This window comes from Ralstonia pickettii (genome assembly GCF_030582395.1).
GTDB lineage: Bacteria > Pseudomonadota > Gammaproteobacteria > Burkholderiales > Burkholderiaceae > Ralstonia > Ralstonia pickettii_D.
In genome coordinates this window covers 1,203,606-1,223,978 of the sequence record NZ_CP104381.1, presented here as the reverse complement: position 1 = coordinate 1,223,978, position 20,373 = coordinate 1,203,606, and the positions used below count along the sequence as shown (strand labels likewise).

General features: G+C 59.9%; 17 protein-coding genes. 7 read left to right on the top strand and 10 right to left on the bottom strand.

What is annotated here, in order from left to right; translation table 11 throughout:
- Positions 1–38: 38 nt before the first annotated feature.
- The 4 genes from N5B55_RS05965 to N5B55_RS05950 are packed head-to-tail and all read right to left on the bottom strand — an operon-like array spanning position 39 to position 5,785.
- Complete coding sequence (locus N5B55_RS05965) at positions 39–1,694, bottom strand: ABC transporter ATP-binding protein (RefSeq protein WP_304539490.1); 1,656 nt, start codon at positions 1,692–1,694, stop codon at positions 39–41.
- Positions 1,691–2,815 carry an ABC transporter permease gene (locus tag N5B55_RS05960; protein WP_304539489.1) on the bottom strand — a complete coding sequence of 375 codons (1,125 nt, stop codon included), beginning with the start codon at positions 2,813–2,815 and terminating at the stop codon, positions 1,691–1,693. The genes N5B55_RS05965 and N5B55_RS05960 overlap by 4 nt, the downstream gene beginning before the upstream one ends.
- Before the next feature lie 14 nt (positions 2,816–2,829).
- Positions 2,830–3,882, bottom strand: coding sequence for a microcin C ABC transporter permease YejB (locus tag N5B55_RS05955; RefSeq protein ID WP_116574839.1), 1,053 nt, complete (start codon positions 3,880–3,882; stop codon positions 2,830–2,832).
- Positions 3,883–3,898: 16 nt separating this feature from the next.
- Positions 3,899–5,785, bottom strand: a complete 1,887-nt coding sequence (locus N5B55_RS05950) for an extracellular solute-binding protein (RefSeq protein ID WP_304539488.1) — start codon at positions 5,783–5,785, stop codon at positions 3,899–3,901.
- Between the two features lie 309 nt (positions 5,786–6,094).
- Between N5B55_RS05950 and fabI the strand changes: the two genes are divergently transcribed.
- Together fabI and N5B55_RS05940 are read left to right on the top strand one after the other, a co-directional pair.
- Positions 6,095–6,889 (top strand): enoyl-ACP reductase FabI, encoded by a 795-nt coding sequence (fabI, locus tag N5B55_RS05945; RefSeq protein WP_154207323.1) that lies wholly within the window; start codon positions 6,095–6,097, stop codon positions 6,887–6,889.
- Between the two features lie 386 nt (positions 6,890–7,275).
- Complete coding sequence (locus N5B55_RS05940) at positions 7,276–8,442, top strand: tyrosine-type recombinase/integrase (protein WP_304539487.1); 1,167 nt, start codon at positions 7,276–7,278, stop codon at positions 8,440–8,442.
- Here N5B55_RS05940 and N5B55_RS05935 read toward each other — a convergent pair.
- Complete coding sequence (locus N5B55_RS05935; protein ID WP_304539486.1) at positions 8,439–9,254, bottom strand: hypothetical protein; 816 nt, start codon at positions 9,252–9,254, stop codon at positions 8,439–8,441. The two genes, N5B55_RS05940 and N5B55_RS05935, sit on opposite strands and share 4 nt — an antisense overlap.
- 60 nt (positions 9,255–9,314) lie before the next feature.
- On the opposite strand from N5B55_RS05935, the gene N5B55_RS05930 reads away from it, so the two are divergent.
- From N5B55_RS05930 to N5B55_RS05920, 3 genes are all read left to right on the top strand, one after another.
- Positions 9,315–9,545, top strand: coding sequence for a helix-turn-helix transcriptional regulator (locus tag N5B55_RS05930; protein WP_304539485.1), 231 nt, complete (start codon positions 9,315–9,317; stop codon positions 9,543–9,545).
- A gap of 704 nt (positions 9,546–10,249) precedes the next feature.
- Positions 10,250–11,395 (top strand): hypothetical protein, encoded by a 1,146-nt coding sequence (locus tag N5B55_RS05925; RefSeq protein ID WP_304539484.1) that lies wholly within the window; start codon positions 10,250–10,252, stop codon positions 11,393–11,395.
- A 1,314-nt stretch (positions 11,396–12,709) separates the two neighbouring features.
- On the top strand, positions 12,710–13,222 hold the full coding sequence (locus tag N5B55_RS05920) for a PDC sensor domain-containing protein (RefSeq protein WP_304539483.1): 513 nt from the start codon (positions 12,710–12,712) through the stop codon (positions 13,220–13,222).
- A 55-nt stretch (positions 13,223–13,277) separates the two neighbouring features.
- Here the strand turns inward: N5B55_RS05920 and N5B55_RS05915 are convergent, their stop codons facing one another.
- The 4 genes from N5B55_RS05915 to N5B55_RS05900 all read right to left on the bottom strand — a co-directional run bounded on the left by N5B55_RS05915 (position 13,278) and on the right by N5B55_RS05900 (position 17,302).
- Positions 13,278–14,096 carry an IS3 family transposase gene (locus tag N5B55_RS05915; protein ID WP_231879207.1) on the bottom strand — a complete coding sequence of 273 codons (819 nt, stop codon included), beginning with the start codon at positions 14,094–14,096 and terminating at the stop codon, positions 13,278–13,280.
- Positions 14,075–14,437, bottom strand: a complete 363-nt coding sequence (locus N5B55_RS05910; RefSeq protein ID WP_004630237.1) for a transposase — start codon at positions 14,435–14,437, stop codon at positions 14,075–14,077. Before N5B55_RS05910 ends, N5B55_RS05915 begins: the two co-directional genes overlap by 22 nt.
- Positions 14,438–14,540: 103 nt before the next feature.
- On the bottom strand, positions 14,541–14,675 hold the full coding sequence (locus N5B55_RS05905; RefSeq protein WP_304539482.1) for a Tar ligand binding domain-containing protein: 135 nt from the start codon (positions 14,673–14,675) through the stop codon (positions 14,541–14,543).
- A 1,124-nt stretch (positions 14,676–15,799) separates the two neighbouring features.
- A complete protein-coding gene (locus tag N5B55_RS05900; protein ID WP_304539481.1) occupies positions 15,800–17,302 on the bottom strand; it encodes a sensor domain-containing diguanylate cyclase in 1,503 nt (500 codons plus the stop codon).
- Positions 17,303–17,488: 186 nt separating this feature from the next.
- On the opposite strand from N5B55_RS05900, the gene N5B55_RS05895 reads away from it, so the two are divergent.
- The gene (locus N5B55_RS05895; protein WP_304539480.1) at positions 17,489–18,508 is read left to right on the top strand and encodes a sensor domain-containing diguanylate cyclase; all 1,020 of its coding nucleotides are present in this window, start codon (positions 17,489–17,491) and stop codon (positions 18,506–18,508) included.
- A 132-nt stretch (positions 18,509–18,640) separates the two neighbouring features.
- A complete protein-coding gene (locus N5B55_RS05890) occupies positions 18,641–18,919 on the top strand; it encodes a hypothetical protein (protein WP_304539479.1) in 279 nt (92 codons plus the stop codon).
- A gap of 70 nt (positions 18,920–18,989) precedes the next feature.
- On the opposite strand, the gene N5B55_RS05885 is transcribed toward N5B55_RS05890, so the two are convergent.
- Entirely contained in the window at positions 18,990–20,369 is a 1,380-nt protein-coding gene (locus tag N5B55_RS05885; RefSeq protein ID WP_304539765.1) for a chitinase, read from the bottom strand.
- Between the last annotated feature and the right edge of the window lie 4 nt (positions 20,370–20,373).

Below are 20,373 nucleotides of genomic sequence, written 5' to 3'. Positions count from 1 at the left end.
ATCCAAACTGCACTGACCTGGGGCAAGAGCAGTGGAAATTACGGGTTATCCCGAGCGGGGATGAGCGAGGCTGCCGCCATCAGCTTGCAAGTGTAGGGGTGCGAAGGCGACGCCAACACCGCCTCAGTGTCGCCCTCTTCCACCACTTTTCCATCCTTCATCACCACCACGCGATGTGACATCGCGCGAATAACGGCAAGGTCGTGGCTGATGAATAGATACGACAGGTTGTACTTTTTCTGAAGGGCTGAGAGCAGCGAAAGCACCTGCTGCTGGATCGACACGTCAAGCGCCGATGTCGGCTCATCAAGCACCAGCAACTGCGGCTTGAGGATCAGCACCCGCGCAATGGCAACGCGCTGGCGCTGCCCACCCGAGAATTCATGCGGATAGCGGCCCAGCGCCGTGCGGTCCAGCCCGACCTCGCGCAGCGCCTCGATCACGCGGTGACGGCGCTCGGTGGCGTTGACGTGCGGCTGGTGCAGCGCCAGGCCCTCGCCAACGATCTCTTCGATCGTCATGCGAGGCGACAGCGAGCCATACGGGTCTTGAAACACGACCTGCATGCGCGCGCGCACCGCCCGGCGCTCATCGCGCGAAATGCGCAGCAGCGAGTTGCCAAGGAAGCGCAGGTCGCCGCTCTTTGCGGTTTGCAGACCCAGCAGCGTCTGCGCGAGCGTGGTCTTGCCAGAGCCGGATTCGCCCACGATGCCGAGCGTCTCGCCTTCGCGCAGTTTCAGCGACACGGCATCGACTGCGGTGAACGGGTCTGTCCTGAACCAGCCGGCAAATCCAGGGCGATGGCGTTCGTAGGTGACCGTCAGCTTGTCGGCTTCGAGCAGCACCGGTGCAAGAGGCACCAGCGGCAGCACGTCGCGCTGCGGGCGGCTCTCAAGCAAGCGCACCGTGTACGGGTGCTGAGGCGCGGCAAATACGTCGGCCGTGTTGCCGGTCTCGACCAGGACGCCCCGCTCCATCACGCCAACGCGCTCAGCAAAGGCGCGCACCATGTTCAGATCGTGCGTGATGAGCATGATCGCCATGCCGAACTCGGCTTGCAGCTCGCGCAGCAATTGCAGGATCTGCATGCGCACCGTCACGTCCAGCGCGGTGGTCGGCTCGTCGGCCAGCAACAGTTTGGGCGAACATGCCAGCGCCATGGCGATCATTGCGCGCTGCCGCTGACCGCCCGACAGTTGGTGCGGGAAGGCATCAAACCGGCGCGGCGCCTCCGCAATACCGGTGCGCTCCAACAGCGCAATCGCACGTGCCTTGGCGGCGCGCTTGTCTAGGCCCTCGTGCAATTCCAGCGTTTCGACGATCTGGTTGCCGATCATGTACAGCGGGTTGAGCGCCGTCATCGGCTCCTGGAACACCATGGCGACATCGGCGCCACGCAATCCGCGCATCTCGCGCTCGCTGGCGGCCAGCAGATCGCGGCCTTCGAGCAGAATGCGACCGCTGTATTGCGCGTCGGCGAGCAATCGCATGATCGATAGCGCGGTCACCGACTTGCCCGAGCCCGATTCGCCCACCAGCGCGAAACGCTCGCCAGCAAGCAAGTCGAACGAGACATGCTTGACGGCTTCCGTCACCTCGCCATGCTCGGATTCGAAATGCACGCACAGGTCATCCAGGCGCAGCAGCGGGCCGTCGTACTTCGGTGCGGAGGAGCGCAGATCGACGCGGGTCATTTCACCCCCGCCGGTTTCTGGCGCGTGCGAAGTTGCGCGAATGACAAGCGCGTGTCGAAGGCATCGCGCAGCGCGTCGCCCATGAAGGTCAGCAACACGAGGGTCAGCACAAGCACCACGAACGTCGATAGCGAGATCCACCACGCATCCAGGTTGGCCTTGCCCTGGGCAAGCAACTCACCGAGGCTCGGGGTGGATGGCGGTACGCCGAGACCCAGGAAATCCAGGCTCGTGAGCGCGAGAATGGCCGCACTCATCCGAAACGGCAGGAAGGTGATCACGGGCGTCAGGCTGTTGGGCATGATGTGGCGCCACATGATCTGCCAGCTGGACAGGCCCATCGCCCGCGCGGCCTTCACATAGTCCAGCGAGCGGTTGCGGAAGAATTCGGCGCGCACGTAATCCGACAGGCTCATCCATCCGAACAGCGACAGCAGGATGATCAGCAGCCCCAGGCTGGGCGTGAAGATCGACGCGAAGATGATCAGCAGATACAGCTCCGGCATCGAACTCCAGATTTCAATCAGCCGCTGCGACACCATATCGAAGCGCCCGCCGAAGAAGCCCATCAGCGCGCCGGTCAGCGTGCCGACCACGACGCCGAGCACCGTGAGTGCCAGCCCAAACAGTACCGACACGCGGAACCCATACAGCAGCCGCGCAAACACATCGCGGCCACGGTCATCGGTACCGAGCCAGTTGTCAGCGGACAGCGGCGCCGGGTTGGGCTCCTTCGAGAAATAGTTCAGCGTCTCGTACGAGTACGGATTGGGCGGGTAGATTGCAAAGCTTCCCGGCTCCTTGAACTTGTCCCGGATGAATGGATCGAGGTAATCCGTCGGGGTCGGAAAATCCCCGCCGAAGGTCGTCTCGGGGTATGCCTTCACGATCGGGAAATACCAGTTGCCGTGATACTTGACCACCAGCGGCCGGTCATTGGAAATGCATTCGGCGCCCAGACTCAGAACGAACAGCACCACGAAGATGATCAGGCTCCAATAGCCCAGCCGATGCTGCTTGAAGCGACGCCACGCGCGCTTGAGCGGCGACGGCGAATGGCGCACCGGATGCGCCGCCGCTATGTTGGATACCTGGGTGGAAGTGCGGGAATACTGCGTCATGGTTGCTGGCCCACCTATCGCCCAACCGAGCCAAAATGGATACGCGGATCGACCAGCACGTAGCACACGTCGGAAATCAACCGCGCAGCCAGCCCAATCAGCGTGAACAGGTAAAGCGTGCCGAGCACGACCGGATAATCGCGTCGCATCACGGCCTCATACGAGAGCAGCCCCATGCCGTCGAGCGAGAACAGTTGCTCGATCAGCAGCGAACCCGTAAAGAACGCACCAATGAATGCCGACGGGAAGCCCGTCACCAGCGGCAGTAACGCGTTGCGGAAGATGTGCTTCCACAGCACGCGCCGCTCCGACAGGCCCTTGCTACGCGCGGTCAGCACGTACTGCTTGCGGATTTCCTCCAGGAACGCGTTCTTCGTCAGCATGGTGATGACGGCAAAACTGCCCACCACCGACGCCATGACGGGCAGCGTGATGTGCCAAAGGTAATCCGTGATCTTGCCGAGCAGGCCAAGCTGATCCCAGTTGTCGGACGTGATGCCGCGGATCGGGAACCACTGGAAGAATGTGCCCCCACCAAACAGCACCAGCAGCAACACCCCCAGCACAAAGCCCGGGATGGCGTAACCGACCAGCACGATGATGCTGGTCACAAGATCGAACCGGCTGCCTGCGCGCACCGCCTTCGCAATGCCGAGCGGCACGGCTATGAGATATGTGAGAAAGAATGTCCACAAGCCGATCGAAATCGATACCGGCAATTTCGACTTGATGAGATCCCACACGCTGCGGTGCTGGAAATAGCTTTCACCCAGGTCGAAGCGTGCAAAACGGCCAAGCATCAGGAAGTAACGTTCGACGGGGCTTTTGTCGAAACCATACAAGGCGCGGATTTCCTTGATCTTCTCGGCGTCGACGCCCCGACGCCCGCGATAGTCGAAGGCGCCGCCACCGCTGGCCTCGCCGCCACCGCCCCGCCCCTTCATCTCCATCATCATCTGTTCGACCGGACCACCGGGCACGAACTGGATCACGACAAACGTGAGCGTAACAACGCCGATCAGCGTCGGGATCAGGAGCAGCAACCGTTTGATCAGGTACGCGAACATGGTGTCACCGATGCGGTCATTTAGCAGCCGATTGGGGGGATTCCGGCATCCGCCACCAGGCCGTCAGCACCCAGGCCTCGGCCGAGTAGTAATACGGCAAACGATCCGGGTACATCAGGTTCTTGTTGTAGGCCACGCGGTGCAAAGCCGAATACCAGTGCGGAATCACATAGCAGCCTTGCATCAACACGCGGTCGAGCGCCCGCGAGGCGGTGATCAGCTCGTCGCGGTTGTCAGCGCGCAGCACATCGTCGATCAATGCGTCCACGGCAGGTGATTTCAGGCCGATCACATTGTCCGAGCCTGCCTCGTCAGCCGCCGCAGAGCCGAAGCGGTCCTTTAGCTCATTGCCCGGGCTTTGCGAATCGGGAAAGCGCAGCGAGATCATGTCGAAATCGAACTCTTCCAACCGCTTCTGGTAAAGCGCGAAATCGGTCATGCGCTGGTTGACCTGGATGCCCAGCTTCTCGAGGTTGCGCGCATACGCCGCCATGACGCGGCTCATGGCGCCCCCGTCATCGAGCATCTCGAAGACGAACGGCTCACCCTTGCTGTTGCGCAGCGCGCCGTCCGTGTACGTCCAGCCGGCCTGGGCCAGCAGGCGACGCGCCTGCCGCAGGTTGTCCCGCAGCGAGCTGGGGGGATCCGTCGAAGGCGGGGCGGACAGCACGCCAAACACTTCGGGGTCGAGCTTGCCGCGCAGCGGCTCCAGCAACGTCAGCTCACCCTTGCTGGGCGTGCCCGTCAGCGAATCCGACGCGGCCAGCTCGCTATTGGCGAAGTAGCTGTCGAGCCGGCGATATGCACCGTAGAAGAGCTGTCGATTGAGCCATTCGAAATCGAGCGCCAACGCCAGGGCCTTGCGCACGCGAAGGTCCTGGAACAGAGGCCGCCGCAGATTCATCACAAAGCCCTGCATGCCGGCACCGTTGCGATGCGGGAATTCGCTCTTGATCAGCTCGCCGCTGCGGAACTTCACGCCGACGTAGCTCTTGGCCCAGTTCTTGGCGCGGTACTCCACCATGGCGTCGTACTCGCCGGCCTTGAAGGCTTCCAGGCGGGCAGTTTCGTCCTTGTAGAGCTTGTACTGGATACGCTCGAAGTTGAATGACCCCCGGCGAACATTCAAGTCGCGTCCCCAATAGTCGGGATTGCGCCGAAAGGTGATGCCGCGCGACGGATCAAAGCGCTCGACCACATACGGCCCGCTGGCAACGGGATCCTGGAAGGTGAGTTTGTCGAATGCGACATCCTTGCCGCCATCCGGGTCGTCGGGTTTGCCGCGGCCCTTGCCCCACTTGGGCGAGAACACCGGCAGCCCGCCGACGATGAGCGGCAGCTCCTTGTTCTTGCGCTTGAAGTCATACCGGATGGTGCTGGCGTCCACCACGGTCACCTTGGCCACATCCGCGGTCATGCTGCGATAGGCCGGGCTCGCGCCCTTGCCCATCAGCATGTCATACGAGTATTTGACGTCCGATGCGCGCACGCGATCGCCATTGGAAAAGCGCGCGCGCGGGTTGATATGGAACGTGACCGAAAGTTCGTCAGGTGCGACCGCCACGTCGTCCGCAAGCAGGCCATAGCCACTGGCGGTTTCATCCCAGCTTGTGATGAGCAGGCTTTCGAAGACCAACTGATTCAGCCCCGGCGCCGACGTCCCCTTGATCGTGAACGGATTGAACTTGTCGAAGCTCGTGCGGCGGTCTGGATTGCCGAGCAGCAGCATGCCGCCGATGGGCGCCTTCGGGTTCAGATAGCCGAAGTTGGAGAAACCGGCGGGATACTTGAGGTCGCCATATTCGGCGTAGCCGTGTGCCGCCCACACGGGAGTCGCGCAGATCGCCCCCAGCAGGCTGAACAGCGCCATGAATCGCTTGTGTGTCGCAACGCGCACGCTCATTGCGCCCCTTGCCCCCAAAGTCCTTGCATGCGTTGATCCGATTGATCGCTGTCTGAAAAACTGTTTTCGATGATTCTAACGCCCCCAGGTGGCAATTCAGCCAATTCAGGGCCGGGGATCGTCCCGCATTGACAAGGCCGGCAGGGATTGTGCGGCACCGCGCAAATGGGCAGGCGCCCCGCGCTTTCCGGTATGATCGCGCCCACCTAATTGCCTCGTGCCCCGGATGCCGCCGCTGCGCAGCCGCAGTGACGAGTGACCACAGCAACATACGGGCGCGACGTTGCCCCACATTTGTACGGAGAAACCATGGGATTCCTCGCTGGCAAGCGCATTCTGATTACCGGCCTTCTGTCCAACCGCTCGATTGCCTACGGCATCGCCAATGCCTGCAAGCGCGAAGGCGCGGAACTGGCGTTCACCTACGTCGGCGAACGCTTCAAGGACCGCATCACTGAATTCGCCACCGAGTTCGACAGCAAGCTGGTGTTCGACTGCGATGTCAGCAGCGATGAGCAGATCGCCAAAGTGTTCGAAGACCTCGGCCAGCACTGGGGCCACTTCGACGGCCTGGTCCACTCGATCGGCTTTGCACCGCGCGAAGCGATCGCCGGCAACTTCATCGATGGCCTGTCGCGCGAGTCGTTCCGCATCGCGCACGACATCTCGGCGTACAGCTTCCCGGCGCTGGCAAAGGCCGCACTGCCGATGCTGTCCCCCAATGCTTCGCTGCTCGCCCTGACGTACCTGGGTGCTGAGCGCATCGTCCCGAACTACAACACGATGGGCTTGGCCAAGGCGTCGTTGGAAGCCGGCGTGCGCTACCTGGCCGGCGCGCTGGGGCCGAAGGGCATTCGTGCCAACGGTATTTCGGCTGGCCCGATCAAGACGCTCGCCGCCTCTGGTATCAAGGATTTCGGCAAGCTGCTGAAGTACATGGAAGACGTCGCCCCGCTGCGCCGTAACGTCACGATCGAAGAAGTCGGCAATGTGGCTGCGTTCCTGCTGTCGGACCTTGCCAGCGGCGTGACCGGCGAGATCACCTACGTCGACTGCGGCTTCAACGTGACCGCAGGCGTGCCGGAGAGCGTCGGTCAAGGCTGATGCATTGATGATGCGCGCGCCATCTTCAGATGGAGCGCGCATGTCAGTCTGCGAGACCCACAAAGCAGCAGACAAAGAAAAAGCCCGCATGGCGCAAACCATGCGGGCTTTTTGACGTGCAGTGCAATGCGAGCCGTCACGTCAGCTCGACTCGCATCCGCCTGTTATGTGCGCTTCCCGCGAGAAGCGCCAAACTGGCGGAGACGGAGTCCGCCGGCTTGGCGATCAAAAAAATCCCAAGAAATCCAACAACCCCTTGTAGACATTAGGAACTGCGGCGCTCCTACTTCATTGACGTTCAGCAGCATGCGGTACAATCCGAGCATGATTTGATAGTCGATTTGCGAGTCAAAACCATGCCCAGAGCCATCAACCGACTGAACCCAATGAAAGTCGCCAAGACCACCAAACCCGGCTTGTACGCCGACGGCGGCGGTCTCTATCTCCAGATCACCAAAGCGGGCGTCAAGTCCTGGCTGTTTCGCTACATGTTGGACGGCAAAGCGCGCGGCATGGGACTCGGGCCGCTCCATACGATCAGCTTAGCGGAAGCACGAACCCGCGCCCTGGACTGCCGCCGCCTTCTGCTGGATGGCGTCGATCCGATCGACACGCGCAACGCCGCACGTACCGCCAAGAAAGTGGCCGCCGCGAACGACAAGACTTTTGAGCAGTGCGCCACTCTATATATAGAGGCACATCGAGCGGGCTGGAAGAACGAGAAGCACGCGGACCAATGGACAAACACGCTGAAGACCTACGCGTATCCGGTCTTTGATTCGCTGCCGGTATCGGCCATTGATACGGCGCGGATCATGAACGTGCTTGAACCCATCTGGACCACTAAGACTGAAACCGCATCTCGGCTTCGCGGCCGCATCGAATCAGTGCTGGACTGGGCCACGGTCCGGGGCTATCGCGCCGGAGACAACCCGGCACGACTCAAAGGCCACTTGGACACGCTGCTGCCCAAACGCTCGCGCGTCCAGAAGGTCAAGCACCATCCCGCGCTGCCCTACACTGAACTGGCCGAATTCGTGAAGACTCTGCGAATCGAAGAAGGTGTCGCCGCCCGCGCGCTGGAATTCCTGATCTTGACCGCCACCCGGACCAACGAAGTCATCGGCGCGACGTGGGATGAGTTCGATCTCGACGGCGCACTTTGGGTCATTCCCGCCGGCCGCATGAAGATGGGCAAAGAGCACCGAGTGCCGCTATCGCCACGCGCCGTCGAGATCATCAAGGCCCAACAAGAACTACAGGAGAACAAGTTCGTTTTCCCGGGCATCCGCTATGGCAAACCGCTATCGAACATGGCGATGTTGCAGTTGCTTAAACGGATGGGCCGCCCAGACATCACAGCCCATGGCTTCCGGTCGACGTTCCGCGACTGGGCTGGCGAGACTACTCACTACCCACGCGAGGTCTGCGAAGCCGCGCTCGCCCATGGCATCAAAGACAAGGCCGAAGCCGCATATGCGCGCGGTGATCTGTTCCAGAAGCGGGCAGCGCTGATGCAGGACTGGGCCGAGTACGCCGATGGAATCGATTAGTCAGCAACGCTATCTGACTGGCCATCAAGGCTCCCTTCATCATCCAAACCAGCATCTGCTAACTTGAAGCCTCGCTTTTTTGCTTCCCCAATGTACTTTCTGATGGTCGCATCGGTAATAGCATGCTTGGTTATATTCTCGATCTTACGCTGTACATTTGAGACAATCCCTCGAACCTGCCCTTTGTCTTTCCCCTGCGCCGCGAGCAAGTACAGACCACCGATTACTTGGATCAGATTTTCGCGCAGGTCTTGTCTGATGCCTTCTTTTTGTTGCCCCTCAAACCCAACACCGACAGCGCGGGCAAAACTCTCATAGCCCGAGTAATTAATTGAAAGCTCGGCAAGACCATTAATTGGCCATCCATCATCCACGCGCACACGAACACCGCCAGCAATCTTTGTCGCCTCAATTCGATTCAAAGCGAACTGCGCCAACATAATCTTGGCGTGGCAATTCCAGGTCTCCTTCCAAAGCTCGGTGGTGCGCACGGTATCAGCGGCGATACCTGGACGAGAACATAAGACTTTCTCCGTAATAGCGTCCAGTACATCGGATACCGGATAAGCATCCCGCCGCTCGACCCTAAGGTGGGTCACAACATCTTCTCGCGGCTTCGCCAACCGCTCTAGCTCTTCCCGTCTTCTAACCTCGGCCCTCCGCACCTCCTCGATGTCCGCCGGAGGCAAGGGTGCCACCAACACCGTCCCGTTCTTCTTTTCCATTCTGCTGACTCCATTGACGTCCGATACGAGGCGGAAAGTTTCTGTTTGCAAACCGAAACTTTGCGTACGGCCGGAATTGCCGTCCATAAAGTTCGTCACGTGCTTCCGCTGAAGCGCATCGCACGTAACTGGAGGTAATCGATCGATATGTCTAAACCCAACCAACCCCAATCTACGGAACAAGCGCCCGCCGACCCGATATGGCGTCGCCGCACTGTTCTCGCGCAGGTGGGCGTCAGCAACTCGACGCTGCACGCGTGGATCAAGGCGGGCCGCTTCCCGCCGCCCCTCGAACTGGGTCCTCGAGCACGCGGTTGGCGTCGTTCGGTCGTAGAGGCGTTCTTGAGCAGCCGCACGACCACTACCGATAACCATTGAGTCGGACACGAAGGATGACCACCCGTCACCGTACGCGCTGATTTTACCTGCCGAGGGCGAGGAGCAGATTTCCGGCCTCGCCCCTGCCGGAACCTGAAGCAAGGAAAGTGCACCACGGCACGTATCGGATGTGAACTTTCCTGGCTTGCACTTCAGCGCTACGAAGCGCGGAAAGCTGACCATAGGACAGCCGCCCCGCAGGCCATCGATCTTGCGGGAAGCCGCGGAAAAACCAGGGCTCCCGCCGAAAGAACGATCCCCACCGCGCTGAAGTGATCGGGCGAGGAAAGTTTGCCAGTTTCGAGCCTGCACAACACAAGAGATGCACCTGCACATCACAGGAGCCCTCTAAAAAAACAGGGATTCTTGCAAAAAGCGCCCCCCCTGGCGGCGCGACTGTAATAACCCCCTCTCGGATGAAGGAAATTACAAGGAGTTGGGGAAATGAATAGAGATCAAGAAGCCGTTCAGTAACCGAAGACAAACCAATTAACCATTCTGTTAAGGCGCACACCAATGTAACCGACAACTGTCCATTCCCCCATGACCCCGTACCGCCGATCACGGACGACTGGCAACGCTCGCAGATCACGCAGTAAAGATACGAGCCCGCCTCTCGTTCTATTATCCGACCTTCCTTAGGAATAACGCTGCCCCTTTTCTTAACCTGACATGATCTGATTATGAAGACTACGAAACCTGCAGTGCCTGAAAAACTCAAACCGAAGAGAAACTACCCCTTGGAGCATGTCGTTGATATTGGCATCGATGACCTTCGCATCGTGCTCAAGAAGGAACACTTCGATGCCGTGCGCCAAGAGAATATGGTGGCGCAGTTCAGCAAACTGGTGGAGCGTCTCAACGCGAAACCCAAATCTGCAAAAGGTAAGGCTTTCACCAACCGCCTCGCCGTAACCGTGGCAGGTGAATTTGTCCTGATTGAATGCCAGCCCGGCCGCGTAGATAATCCGTACGCGTTCGCTTGCGATTTCAACCCGAACCGCTTCCTCAAAAAGAAAGGCGCCGTCGAAAAGCTTCTAAGCTTCTTCAAGTTCCTGTTCGGTCACGACGCATCCGCCCTGTTGTCGCAGGCCCTCATTTCCCGCCTGGACGTCAACGTCGACTTTTCCATTAATATCCTGGAAGGCACGCTCGTTCACGTAAAAGGTAAGCGTGGCGGTTCAAATGTCATGCGCAACATTGACGGCGATGGCGTGCTGGGTTCACTCTATATTGGCGTTCCTGATTCCAATCGTCAGGTCGTCGTGTACGACAAGGCCGCTAAAATCCTAAAGGATAATCTCGCCCCCCACGCCGGGAAGATGCTGGCCGCGCTGACCTCGCCGGGCAAATGGAATCTGGTCGTCAAGAAACTTGAAAACGAGGTTCCCAAGCCGCTGTGGCGCATGGAAGTGCGCTGCCGCCCGAAGCCCGCACTGCCGGTTGCTCAGCTTCTGCAACTGGCCGATTGCTTTGATGACGTCAAGCTCATGCACCTTCCGCCCGATCGCGCCCCTTTCAATTCGTCGTTGGGCCGCACGTTCATCGGCTTGGCGGCGTACGAGGGCATCCCAGCCGCGCTGCAGCGCCTTGACGAAAGGACCGACCGCCGGAAGTTCAAGCGCGCCGTCGACAGCCTACCGCAGGTCGAGTGGTGGAACGCGGGGCTGCTGCGCGACTGCATCCAGCGGGAATTGGACCTGCTGGCGCCGTTGTTTCGTGCCCCCGAGATCAAGCTGCCCGAAATCAAGCCGACAGCCCAACCCGTCCCGCCAGCGCGCGCCATCTTTTCCCGCACTGGCCCCGCCGCCAAGGCTGCGCAGCCAACCCGCAGCGCCGACATTGGCTAGCCGCACGGTTGACCGACATCATCTACATCGCATGCGGCACCCGGCGGGGCATCGGTGGCCCCGTTGACGGCTCGGGCCGAATCTGGCCGCGTCGTCGACCAATTTCAAGTACGCGGGTGTCACCGGCCACTGCTGCTGTTCCTGGCCAAAGTTCCTGCATGCTCACCTTTCTGCGGCGGGTCGCTGCTTGTGCCGCCCGCCGCTTCTTTCTCGTGCAAGCGCACCAGCCTGACACGCAGCGCACCTCTATATTTCTTGGACCGCCGCCTTGGCCGTCCGTATGCCTATACCGACGCGACCGAGAACTGCTCCTCATTGCCGACGGCAAAGTCGTGGCGTACCTCGACAACAGCCGGCTCCGTTGACCATCGAGACTGGACTGGTCCTTCGGGCTGAACGGCGTCATCTGGTCGCCAGACGGCAGGTGTTTGGTGTTCAGCGCGGGCGCCGTCGGTGTCGCCTAAAGACTGCGAGCCTCGACGCCGCCCCCCACGGTCCGTCGGCAGGTGAAGACCTCGATAACCTTTCCGGCGTACTCATGTGCATCGACCAGAACTTCCGCGTCTCCGCGGGCTAAGGGAGACGCGTTTAAGGCGTCGCTGCAACCTCGGCTGGTCCGCCGTCGGCTTCGGCTCGGCCGATCATTGTCCATAGCGCCCCAGCGAAAAGCCTGCCTGCGCGCGAAAGCCAGGTCTCGCGGTGAACTGTTCGAGCCAACCGTCGGAAAGCCGCGCCCGCATAGCAGGTTTGTCAACGGCAAGGGCTCACCGTCGGCGCTGCTGAACTCGTCCGGCTCCGCCTTGGTGGTCAACCCGTGGGGGTTGTCGCGCACGACGGCCATGGGTAACTCACGCAGAGAGTCTCCCGTCATTATGTGCGCCTAGCGCCGTGGTTGACCGGCGGAGAGCGCGCCGTCGAAGTCAGTCAACACGTTATCCTCGTCGAACGACACGTTAAGCTCTATGGCGGTCAGTTCGTGGTGCAATTAAAACTCTCACCGTAAGCTCGTCCGGCATCCCATTCAGTTCGTGCCCAATTCCGCGCGGGTTCAGGATGCGCCCGTCTGGATCGAGAAGAAAGAATCGTACGGAAGGTGTTCGTGCAAGCCTCCGTTGTCAATCTAACAACCCTCGTTCAGGGGATATGACGTCAGCGCAGGCTCCGGGAGAATTTGTTAAGGGAGTGGCACGCCAGATGCTCCACCCCAGTATTTGCCCAATAGTTCAAAGCAGAAAGCGCGACTAAAGGTCAGCGCTTCGCTATTCAGAGCCAGACGGGGGATGCCGATATCCCCATAAGCGCTTGAGAAGAAGAATGAGACCGACCCTCAAATTCCAGGCAGCGGCTATCACTACTTTGCTTGTGGTTTGCATGCTGGCGGTATTCGCGATTTCACAGCGAGGTCGCTTTCGCGCTGACCTAGAGGCGCTTGTAGTCGCGCACCAGAAAGCACTCGTTCACGAAGCCAGCTCGGATTTACGAGAGCGGCTTGATGAGTATCTCGGAATTGTGCAACGCACAGCCGCTCACACGGCGTCCGTGTCATTTGAATCGGCCGAGCAAGAAGCCACGTACTTCGCATCCGTTCGTCCAATGTCTGCATTGTTTGACGGCGTCTTCCTGGTGAACTCTGAAGGACGCGTGACCGCCGTCTCACCCTCCATCCCGGGCGTCGTCGGCTTGGATGTTCATGACCGCGATTATTTTAAACAGGTCATGATCGTCGGCCAGCCTACGATATCTGAGCCTCTGCACAACCGGGTAGGCGGTGCGCCAAACGTGGTTATGGCCGCGCCCATTTCCGACGCGGTGTTGGCGCGCAGCTAAATTTGACCCACGGTTGGAGTGACCCCTTGGGGCTGGACAGGGCGGCAGTTAGAAACTAAGCCGCCTGCAGGGTGAGTTGGGACTCGAACTGGTTGGGCGAAACGTAGCCGAGCGCCGAGTGCATTCGCTTGGCATTGTAGGTGTCTTCAATGAACCTGGGCAGACGCGCAGCGACATCATCGAATGTCCGGTAACCGGCCAGGTACACTTCCTCGACTTTTAACGTCTTCATAAAGCTCTCGGCCTGGGCGTTGTGGTAAGGGTTACCCGGCGCACTCATTGAGCCGATCAGACCATATTCACGCAGCGCAGCCCGGTACCTCGCGCTTGCATATTGCGAGCCCTGATCGGTGTGGTGAATGCAGCTTCCTGGCGTTGGACGCCTGTTTCGCAATGCGGCGAACAACGCGGCCAAGGTCAGGTCGGTGTCGATGCGACGAGAGATCGCGTAGCCCACGACTTTGCGGCTACACGCATCCAGAATGGCCGCGAGGTACACAAAGCCTGCGGCGACTTTGATGAACGTAATATCCCCCACCCAGACCAGATCCGGCTTGGAGGGAATGACATTGCGATACAGGTTTGGAAACGCCGCAAGATCTCCACTCTCGGTACCTGCACGCGCATATCGGCGTCGCGGCCTGACACTTAGATCGTGCTGCCGCATGATCCGAGCGACCCGTTTGTGGTTGACGTGATGTCCGCGTGCGCATAGCTCCCGGACAACACGTCGATAACCATACCCGGGAAACTCATCTTGAATCTCGCCAATGAGTTCCACCAAGCGGCCATCACTGAGCTCGACAGCTTTGGCCGTGGAGCGATAGTAGTATGTACTGCGAGGCAGCGCGATCACGTTGCACCCCTGGCGGATGGAGCAACGAAGGGGCCGCTCACGATCGATGAGTTCTCGTTGCTGCTGACGAGCAGCAGGCGCGACGTTTTTTTTAGCAGGTCGACTTCCATGGTGAGCTGTCCCACCTTGCGTTCCAGTGCAGCGATCTTGACCTCGTATTCTGCGATCGTTGACGCTGCGACTTCTTCACTGTCAAGCTCACCGCGATCAAACTGGTTCAGCCACATCTGAATGAGGTTGGCTGAAATTCGATAGGTTCGCTGCGCCTCACGACGGCCAATGCGGCCGTCACGAATGTCGTGACATAGCTGCAACTTGAATTGCGGACTATGCCGCCGGTACGACCCGTTTGTTGACATCTAGCTGATCCTTGTAGGGGCCCAGCAAGCGTATCACTCCCTAACTGCCGCCCTGTCCAGCCCCAAGGGGTCACTCCACAGGTGGGTCAATTCTGCTCGCGCGTTAACAGGAATACGTCTCCTTCAACGCATCGTTCGAGCGCTGGTTGGCATACAACCCGAACGTGCCGACGGCCATCAGTGCGAGGGTCAGGACCATCAGTACAACGGCGAGCTTTGTCTTAATTGTCAGAGTCATGGCATTTGAAAGCGAGTGGATGCCATGTCGCTAACGTCCCGATTCAAAGACGCTGAAGTCGAAGACAGTCCGAATTGCAAACGCAATCGTTTGTATTGCGATGTCGCTGGAAAGCGATGAAGTGTTATGGCCTTTCACGCCTACTTCGAAACCTTGAGCACCACAAAGGTGCGCGGGTTGCCTTCGACCGCAGTGCTCCTCGGGACGGACGGAGTTCGAAGCCTGCCTACGGACTGCCAATTGGAAATGGGTTATGGGCTCCGGGTCATCATGCAGACCCTATGAGAGTGCTCGGTTGTTTTTCGCCCTGCCCGAGCAGCATCTGTTGTTCTTGTCAGACGATGGGCGACACGTTACGCCGACATCGTTAAAACAAAAAAAAGCCTCGCACAAATGGCGAGGCATAACTGGTTAGAGGGGGAGCCCTCTGAGCATCACGCTATGGGGTCATGACGCGTTACGATCATGCCAGCGTGCCACGGGAGGAGGCAAGCGATATGCGGCGCCACCACAACGCCAACGCCCTCTCATTGCGCGTCTGCGTTTGGGTGCGCTCTATGGCGAGTTACTTAAACGCCGCATATCTGTCGCGAAGGGTCAGGACTGCGCCTTTCCAGCCCGCACACGCCTGCGAGGCTATGGCGGGTCGGTCCGTGCAGGGAGAGTTACGAGCCCACGCCGAGATGCGAGCGTTGTTGTTTGATACCAAAAAAAGAGCCGCTGATTGTCGCTCCTGCACTGAAATGAACGTACTGGTGGGGGCCTCACCCCGCGCTGTAGAGCCTGTCAAACGCCGCCAATTTAGCGGCCGAGGCGCTTCGAAATCCGCCCTCGGTGGCTTCTGCAGCAAGGGACTTGATTGTGCAAATAGAGAAGGCCCACGCCCCGTCTGCAAGCTTCACGGTCACACGGAAGTTGCCAACGTATAGAAGCGAGCTTCCGTCCCTGCGGCGTTTCCAGGCGCGCCCCAGCCAAAGAGCGCGTTTGTCGTCACGAGAACCGGTGGATGGAGGCACGTCGTGCTGCAACCCACGTTGAAGATCGACCAAGCCTCGTCCCCTTCGCGGCAATATGCCGAATACGGAAGAGTGAAAAACCGGCCGCAGAGGATCGACTCGCATCCACTACACCGCATACAAACTGGGGCGCGCAGCGGCGGGCACGACCAAGTTTCGTCCTCCGCGCTTCGCCTCGTACAAACGCTTATCTGCGGCAGCGAGGATGGTTTCCGGGGGTACATAGTCGGCAAGATGCGGATCATACTCGGCCGCGCCGACTGAAACTGTGACGAAGCCGATTCGGCTCGCTGCGTGTGGCAGCGTCAGACTTTCCACCCGCTGCCGAATCGTCTGGGCTACCTCGATGGCGCCGGCGAGGTCCGTGTACGGCAAGATGACACAAAACTCCTCGCCCCCGTAGCGTCCGGCAAAGTCTCCCGGCCGACGTAATGACTGCAGGATGCAACGACCGATCTCTGTCAACACTCGATCGCCCTGCTGATGCCCGTAATGGTCGTTGTATTGCTTGAATTCGTCCACATCCAGCATGAGCAGCGAAAGCGGTTTTTCTTGCCGATACGTTCGCCGCCACTCCACCGACAGCACCTCGTCGAGCGCGCGCCGCGTGCCGACCCCGGTCAGCGCATCGGAAGTCACGAGCGCCTTCAATTCGTCCTCGGCCGCCTGCCGTCGGGAAAACTCACGTGACAGTTTCCACGCCATCACAGGAAAACATAACGCGAGTACAACGATGACAGGTGCTAGCAGCCATACACGTGCATGCCAGGATGCTAAGGTATCTTGTGTGGCCAGGCCGACGACCACGATCAGCGGGTAGGGACCAACACGCCGATAGGTGTAGAAGCGCTCCAGGCCGTCAATTGATGAGCCAGCCAGGTAGCTCCCAGATTCGCCACTGGTCCACGTCTTAAAGGTGGCAACATGCTTGAGGGGCTGACCGACAAAGCCGTCAATGTAGGGATATCGGGCGATCCCGGTGCCATCCGCGCGGAGCAGAGCAATTGAGCCGTGCGGACCCACCTCGAGGCCTTCGAAAAGGCGCGCAAAATACTTCAAGCGCAGCGTACCGGCCACGATGCCGGCAAATTTTCCGTCTCGGTCCGACAATCGGTGGCTAAGCGCAATCGAGGGTTCCACGCCCGCACTGCGCGGCGTGAAAGGTACGCTGATATAGAGCCCCGCATCGCTCTTGGCCTGCGCCTGGAAAAAATCCCGGTCGGACACATTGAAGGCGCGAGGCGGATAACCTTTCGAATCCAATACGCTTTTACCCGTGGCGTCGGTGACCAGAATGGATCCGAGATCAGACGCCGTGGTCGAACGGTCAAAAAGCACGAGCTGACGGATCTCCGGCGCCGAATTCATCACATCGGGGCGCTGCACACCTTCTATCGCTGCCTGCATCGACAAGTCGTAGAGCTCAATATTGCGAGCGATGTCTCGGGTAAGTGCGAGAGAGATGCTGCTGCCAAGCTCTTGGGCTCGGCGCTGGGCATCGTTACGCATCTCCGCCAGCGCATAAATTGCGACTGCGCATACGGCGACCGACAGCAGTAGGGCTGGTGCCCACAAGAGGGCTGGCGAGTAGGCGCTGCGAGGTCGATTCATGAGGTCTCCGGTGGCGGATCGCCATGCCGGGTTTAACGGCTGATCGACGCAAGCCCTTGAGAACTTTGGAGTCCGGCCTCGAAGATGCTCTTCTCAGGGGACGCCCCTGATGGACATGCGCGCCCTCTCCCGCTATGAACAGCGAGGAGCGCCCGGAGCGATTTAACCCAGCCACCTGATCCGCCTATGAAACCGATTGACGCCGCTGAACTGAACGATCCCGCAATGTTGCTTCAGGTCGTGCAAACACAATCCGAAATCGCAAAACTTGGAACCGATCTCGGTGCCATCATGGGCGTGGTGACAGAGCGCGCCCAACATTTGACCAGCGCGAGCGGCGCCGTGATTGAACTCGCCGAAGGCGAGGAGATGGTCTACCGAGCCACGTCCGGGTTAGTAGAGGCGCTGTTGGGCCTGCGCCTCGCCCGAAAAGGAAGTCTGCCGGGATCGTGCGTGGAAACCGACGATATCTTGAGGTGTGACGATTCCGAGGCGGACCCCCGCGTGGATCGTCAAGCTTGCCGCCGGGTAGGGTTACGCTCCATGGTGGTGGTGCCTTTGCGGCATATCGATACGACGGTGGGCGTGCTCAAACTCGTTTCGCCGACGGTGGCCGCTTTTACGGAACGCGACGTCGCGGTGGTGTCACTGATGTCCGAACTCATCGCGGCGGCTATGTTCCATGCCGCACAGGCGGGCCGCGACGAACTCTATCTGCGAGCCACCCATGACGCTTTGACCGACCTACCGAATCGCGCCCTGTTTTACGACCGCCTGAGGCAGTTGATCGCTTTGGAGCGCCGGCAGGCCGGCAAGCTCGGCGTGCTCAACATCGATATTGACAACCTCAAGCAACTCAATGATCGCTATGGCCACCGCGCGGGCGATGCTGCCATCCGCGAGACAGCTCGCCGCATGAGCGAAAACGCGCGCCAGTCCGATACGGTGGCCAGACTCGGCGGAGACGAGTTTGGCGTCATCCTCGCGGGGATTACTCAAGAGGGCGACGCCCAGGTGCAGTCGGCGCGGCTGCGCCAAGCAGTTCAGCGACCCTACGTATTCGAGGGCACTCCACTCCCTTTGGAAGTCAGTATCGGCGCGGCGGTCATGCCGGTGCATGGCATTGAGGTGGGGGAGTTGCTGGATAACGCTGATCGGGCAATGTATGCGGACAAGAAGGCACGCAAAGGCGACGCGCGGCACTGAGTGATGCGCGCAGGCGCCGGCAGCTCAAAAAAAGAAGGCGATCCCGTGGGATCGCCCAATCGAGCGGAGAGAGCCCTTCTGCTCACTGATAGTATCGTCCCGGAAGGCGGTTCCTTTAGGAGGGAACAATCCATGAAAAAATTCGTTGCTTCCATTCTTCTTATTCTGATGTCCGGCTGCGCAACATCGCACCAATGGTACAAAGATGGCGTTTCCCCGGAGGTGACAGCACACGACCAGGCTGAGTGCGCTTATCAGGCCAAAGCCGCGACCGTTGGCATCAACAGCGCCCGAGGCACGGAGGAAACGCAACGCATGGGAAGTGCTGTCGGCGATGGGATTGTCATCGCGGAGAAACGCGTCGAGTTGACCAACGACTGCATGAAGCTCAAAGGCTACTCCCCTCGGTAGCCGCACGGGCGAGCGCCAGGCATGGCAACGCTGACGGACCGCGCATGCGGCGCGTCAGCGTTTTACACGGTCAAGACTTGATCCACACCCCGCCCGCAGTTGGCACGTCCCCTCGCGTCCACCACTTCGCACAATACTTGGCGCCCTGGTAAAGCACACATTGCCCGCCTTGGTAGGCCACGGACGACATCCACTCCTGGACGACGCCTCCTAGGGCTTTCCAAACCGATGCCTGCCCGGGGATGTCTCCCTGCGTCCACCATTGGGCCCTGTATGTCCCGCCCTGGTAAGTGACCGTCATGCCGGCGGTGTAAATCTGCGTGGATGACCAAGCGGACCCGGGTGTGACGGATCCACCGGAGCTGCCACCCTCGCCGCCCGCATAGCTTGGGTCGCGTGCAACGCCGCTGCCCCAATGCCCACTCAGACCGGTAAAAACGGCGCTGAAGTCGTGCGGCTGTTGCGTAACGCCGGAGCATGTCGGAGCGGTATACGCGCCGTTGTTCGGACACGGCTGATCTCGGCTAATCGACCACATCCCGACCATGCCATAGCCGTTTGTATGAGCGGCATTGGCTACCGTCTGCGCATTGGCGAGCGTGAAAGTTTCCCCTTGCACATCGTTCATGCCAATCATCGGCGTGAGCCCTACGAGCTGCCACAATTGCCCGTCGGTCTTTGGCTGGCCCGCCGCCTTGAACGCCGCATCCAATTGCGAGTACAACGACTGTGCAGCGCTGATTGCTGCGGCACCCATATCGACGTTGGCTGTGCCGTAGTCCATGGTCATCAGGTTGACGACGTCAAAGACGACCTTGTTCTGGATCGCAGTGTTCAGGATGTTGACGCCCTCTGATGTGAGGCCGTAAGGCATGGCCGGCAAGGTCAACGTCACGTGCAAAGCCTTGCCACGCGCGGCAAAATCCGACTGCAGTTGGGCCACTGCCTGGAAATTCCGCATGAGCGCAGCCGTGTCCTGCTGCGATGCCCCTTCAATATCAAAGTCAATACGACTGAGGGTATAGGTATCCAGGACCGTTTGATAAGCCGTTTTGAGCGCAGAGACAGAGTTGCATGCCTGCATCAGCGGTGTGCCATTTGCACCCCCGAAGGAGACTGCCACTTCACCGCCTTTCGCTCGAAAATTGGAAATGCCGGCCCGGACCGCTCTGACGAGGTCGCTGCTTGGGTCGGCCACCGGCTGCACCCCTCCCCAAGAGGGACTGCAGCCGCCACCCGCGACCACAAAGGCGAGATTGAACTGCTGGATGCCCTGACGTACGCCGATTTGATCGATGCTAGGCGTGGGATAAATCGTAACGTCGACGTAAGGGGCGAAGCTGGTGGCCGCACCCGCCGCCGTGACCGCCCCTCCCAGCCACGCCACAGCGAAAATCCTACCGACGATCCGCGATGACACCCTAAATTTACTTTTCATGCTTTTCCTCATCTTG

Coding starts and splice junctions, on each gene's coding strand:
- N5B55_RS05905 (WP_304539482.1), bottom strand. CDS start 14,675: ATGACTCTGACAATTAAGACAAAGCTCGCCGTTGTACTGATGGTCCTG.
- N5B55_RS05885 (WP_304539765.1), bottom strand. CDS start 20,369: ATGAGGAAAAGCATGAAAAGTAAATTTAGGGTGTCATCGCGGATCGTC.
- N5B55_RS05930 (WP_304539485.1), top strand. CDS start 9,315: ATGTCTAAACCCAACCAACCCCAATCTACGGAACAAGCGCCCGCCGAC.
- N5B55_RS05910 (WP_004630237.1), bottom strand. CDS start 14,437: ATGTCAACAAACGGGTCGTACCGGCGGCATAGTCCGCAATTCAAGTTG.
- N5B55_RS05940 (WP_304539487.1), top strand. CDS start 7,276: ATGAAAGTCGCCAAGACCACCAAACCCGGCTTGTACGCCGACGGCGGC.
- N5B55_RS05890 (WP_304539479.1), top strand. CDS start 18,641: ATGAAAAAATTCGTTGCTTCCATTCTTCTTATTCTGATGTCCGGCTGC.
- N5B55_RS05900 (WP_304539481.1), bottom strand. CDS start 17,302: ATGAATCGACCTCGCAGCGCCTACTCGCCAGCCCTCTTGTGGGCACCA.
- N5B55_RS05895 (WP_304539480.1), top strand. CDS start 17,489: ATGAAACCGATTGACGCCGCTGAACTGAACGATCCCGCAATGTTGCTT.
- N5B55_RS05935 (WP_304539486.1), bottom strand. CDS start 9,254: ATGGACGGCAATTCCGGCCGTACGCAAAGTTTCGGTTTGCAAACAGAA.
- N5B55_RS05955 (WP_116574839.1), bottom strand. CDS start 3,882: ATGTTCGCGTACCTGATCAAACGGTTGCTGCTCCTGATCCCGACGCTG.
- N5B55_RS05920 (WP_304539483.1), top strand. CDS start 12,710: ATGAGACCGACCCTCAAATTCCAGGCAGCGGCTATCACTACTTTGCTT.
- fabI (WP_154207323.1), top strand. CDS start 6,095: ATGGGATTCCTCGCTGGCAAGCGCATTCTGATTACCGGCCTTCTGTCC.
- N5B55_RS05960 (WP_304539489.1), bottom strand. CDS start 2,815: ATGACGCAGTATTCCCGCACTTCCACCCAGGTATCCAACATAGCGGCG.
- N5B55_RS05965 (WP_304539490.1), bottom strand. CDS start 1,694: ATGACCCGCGTCGATCTGCGCTCCTCCGCACCGAAGTACGACGGCCCG.
- N5B55_RS05950 (WP_304539488.1), bottom strand. CDS start 5,785: ATGAGCGTGCGCGTTGCGACACACAAGCGATTCATGGCGCTGTTCAGC.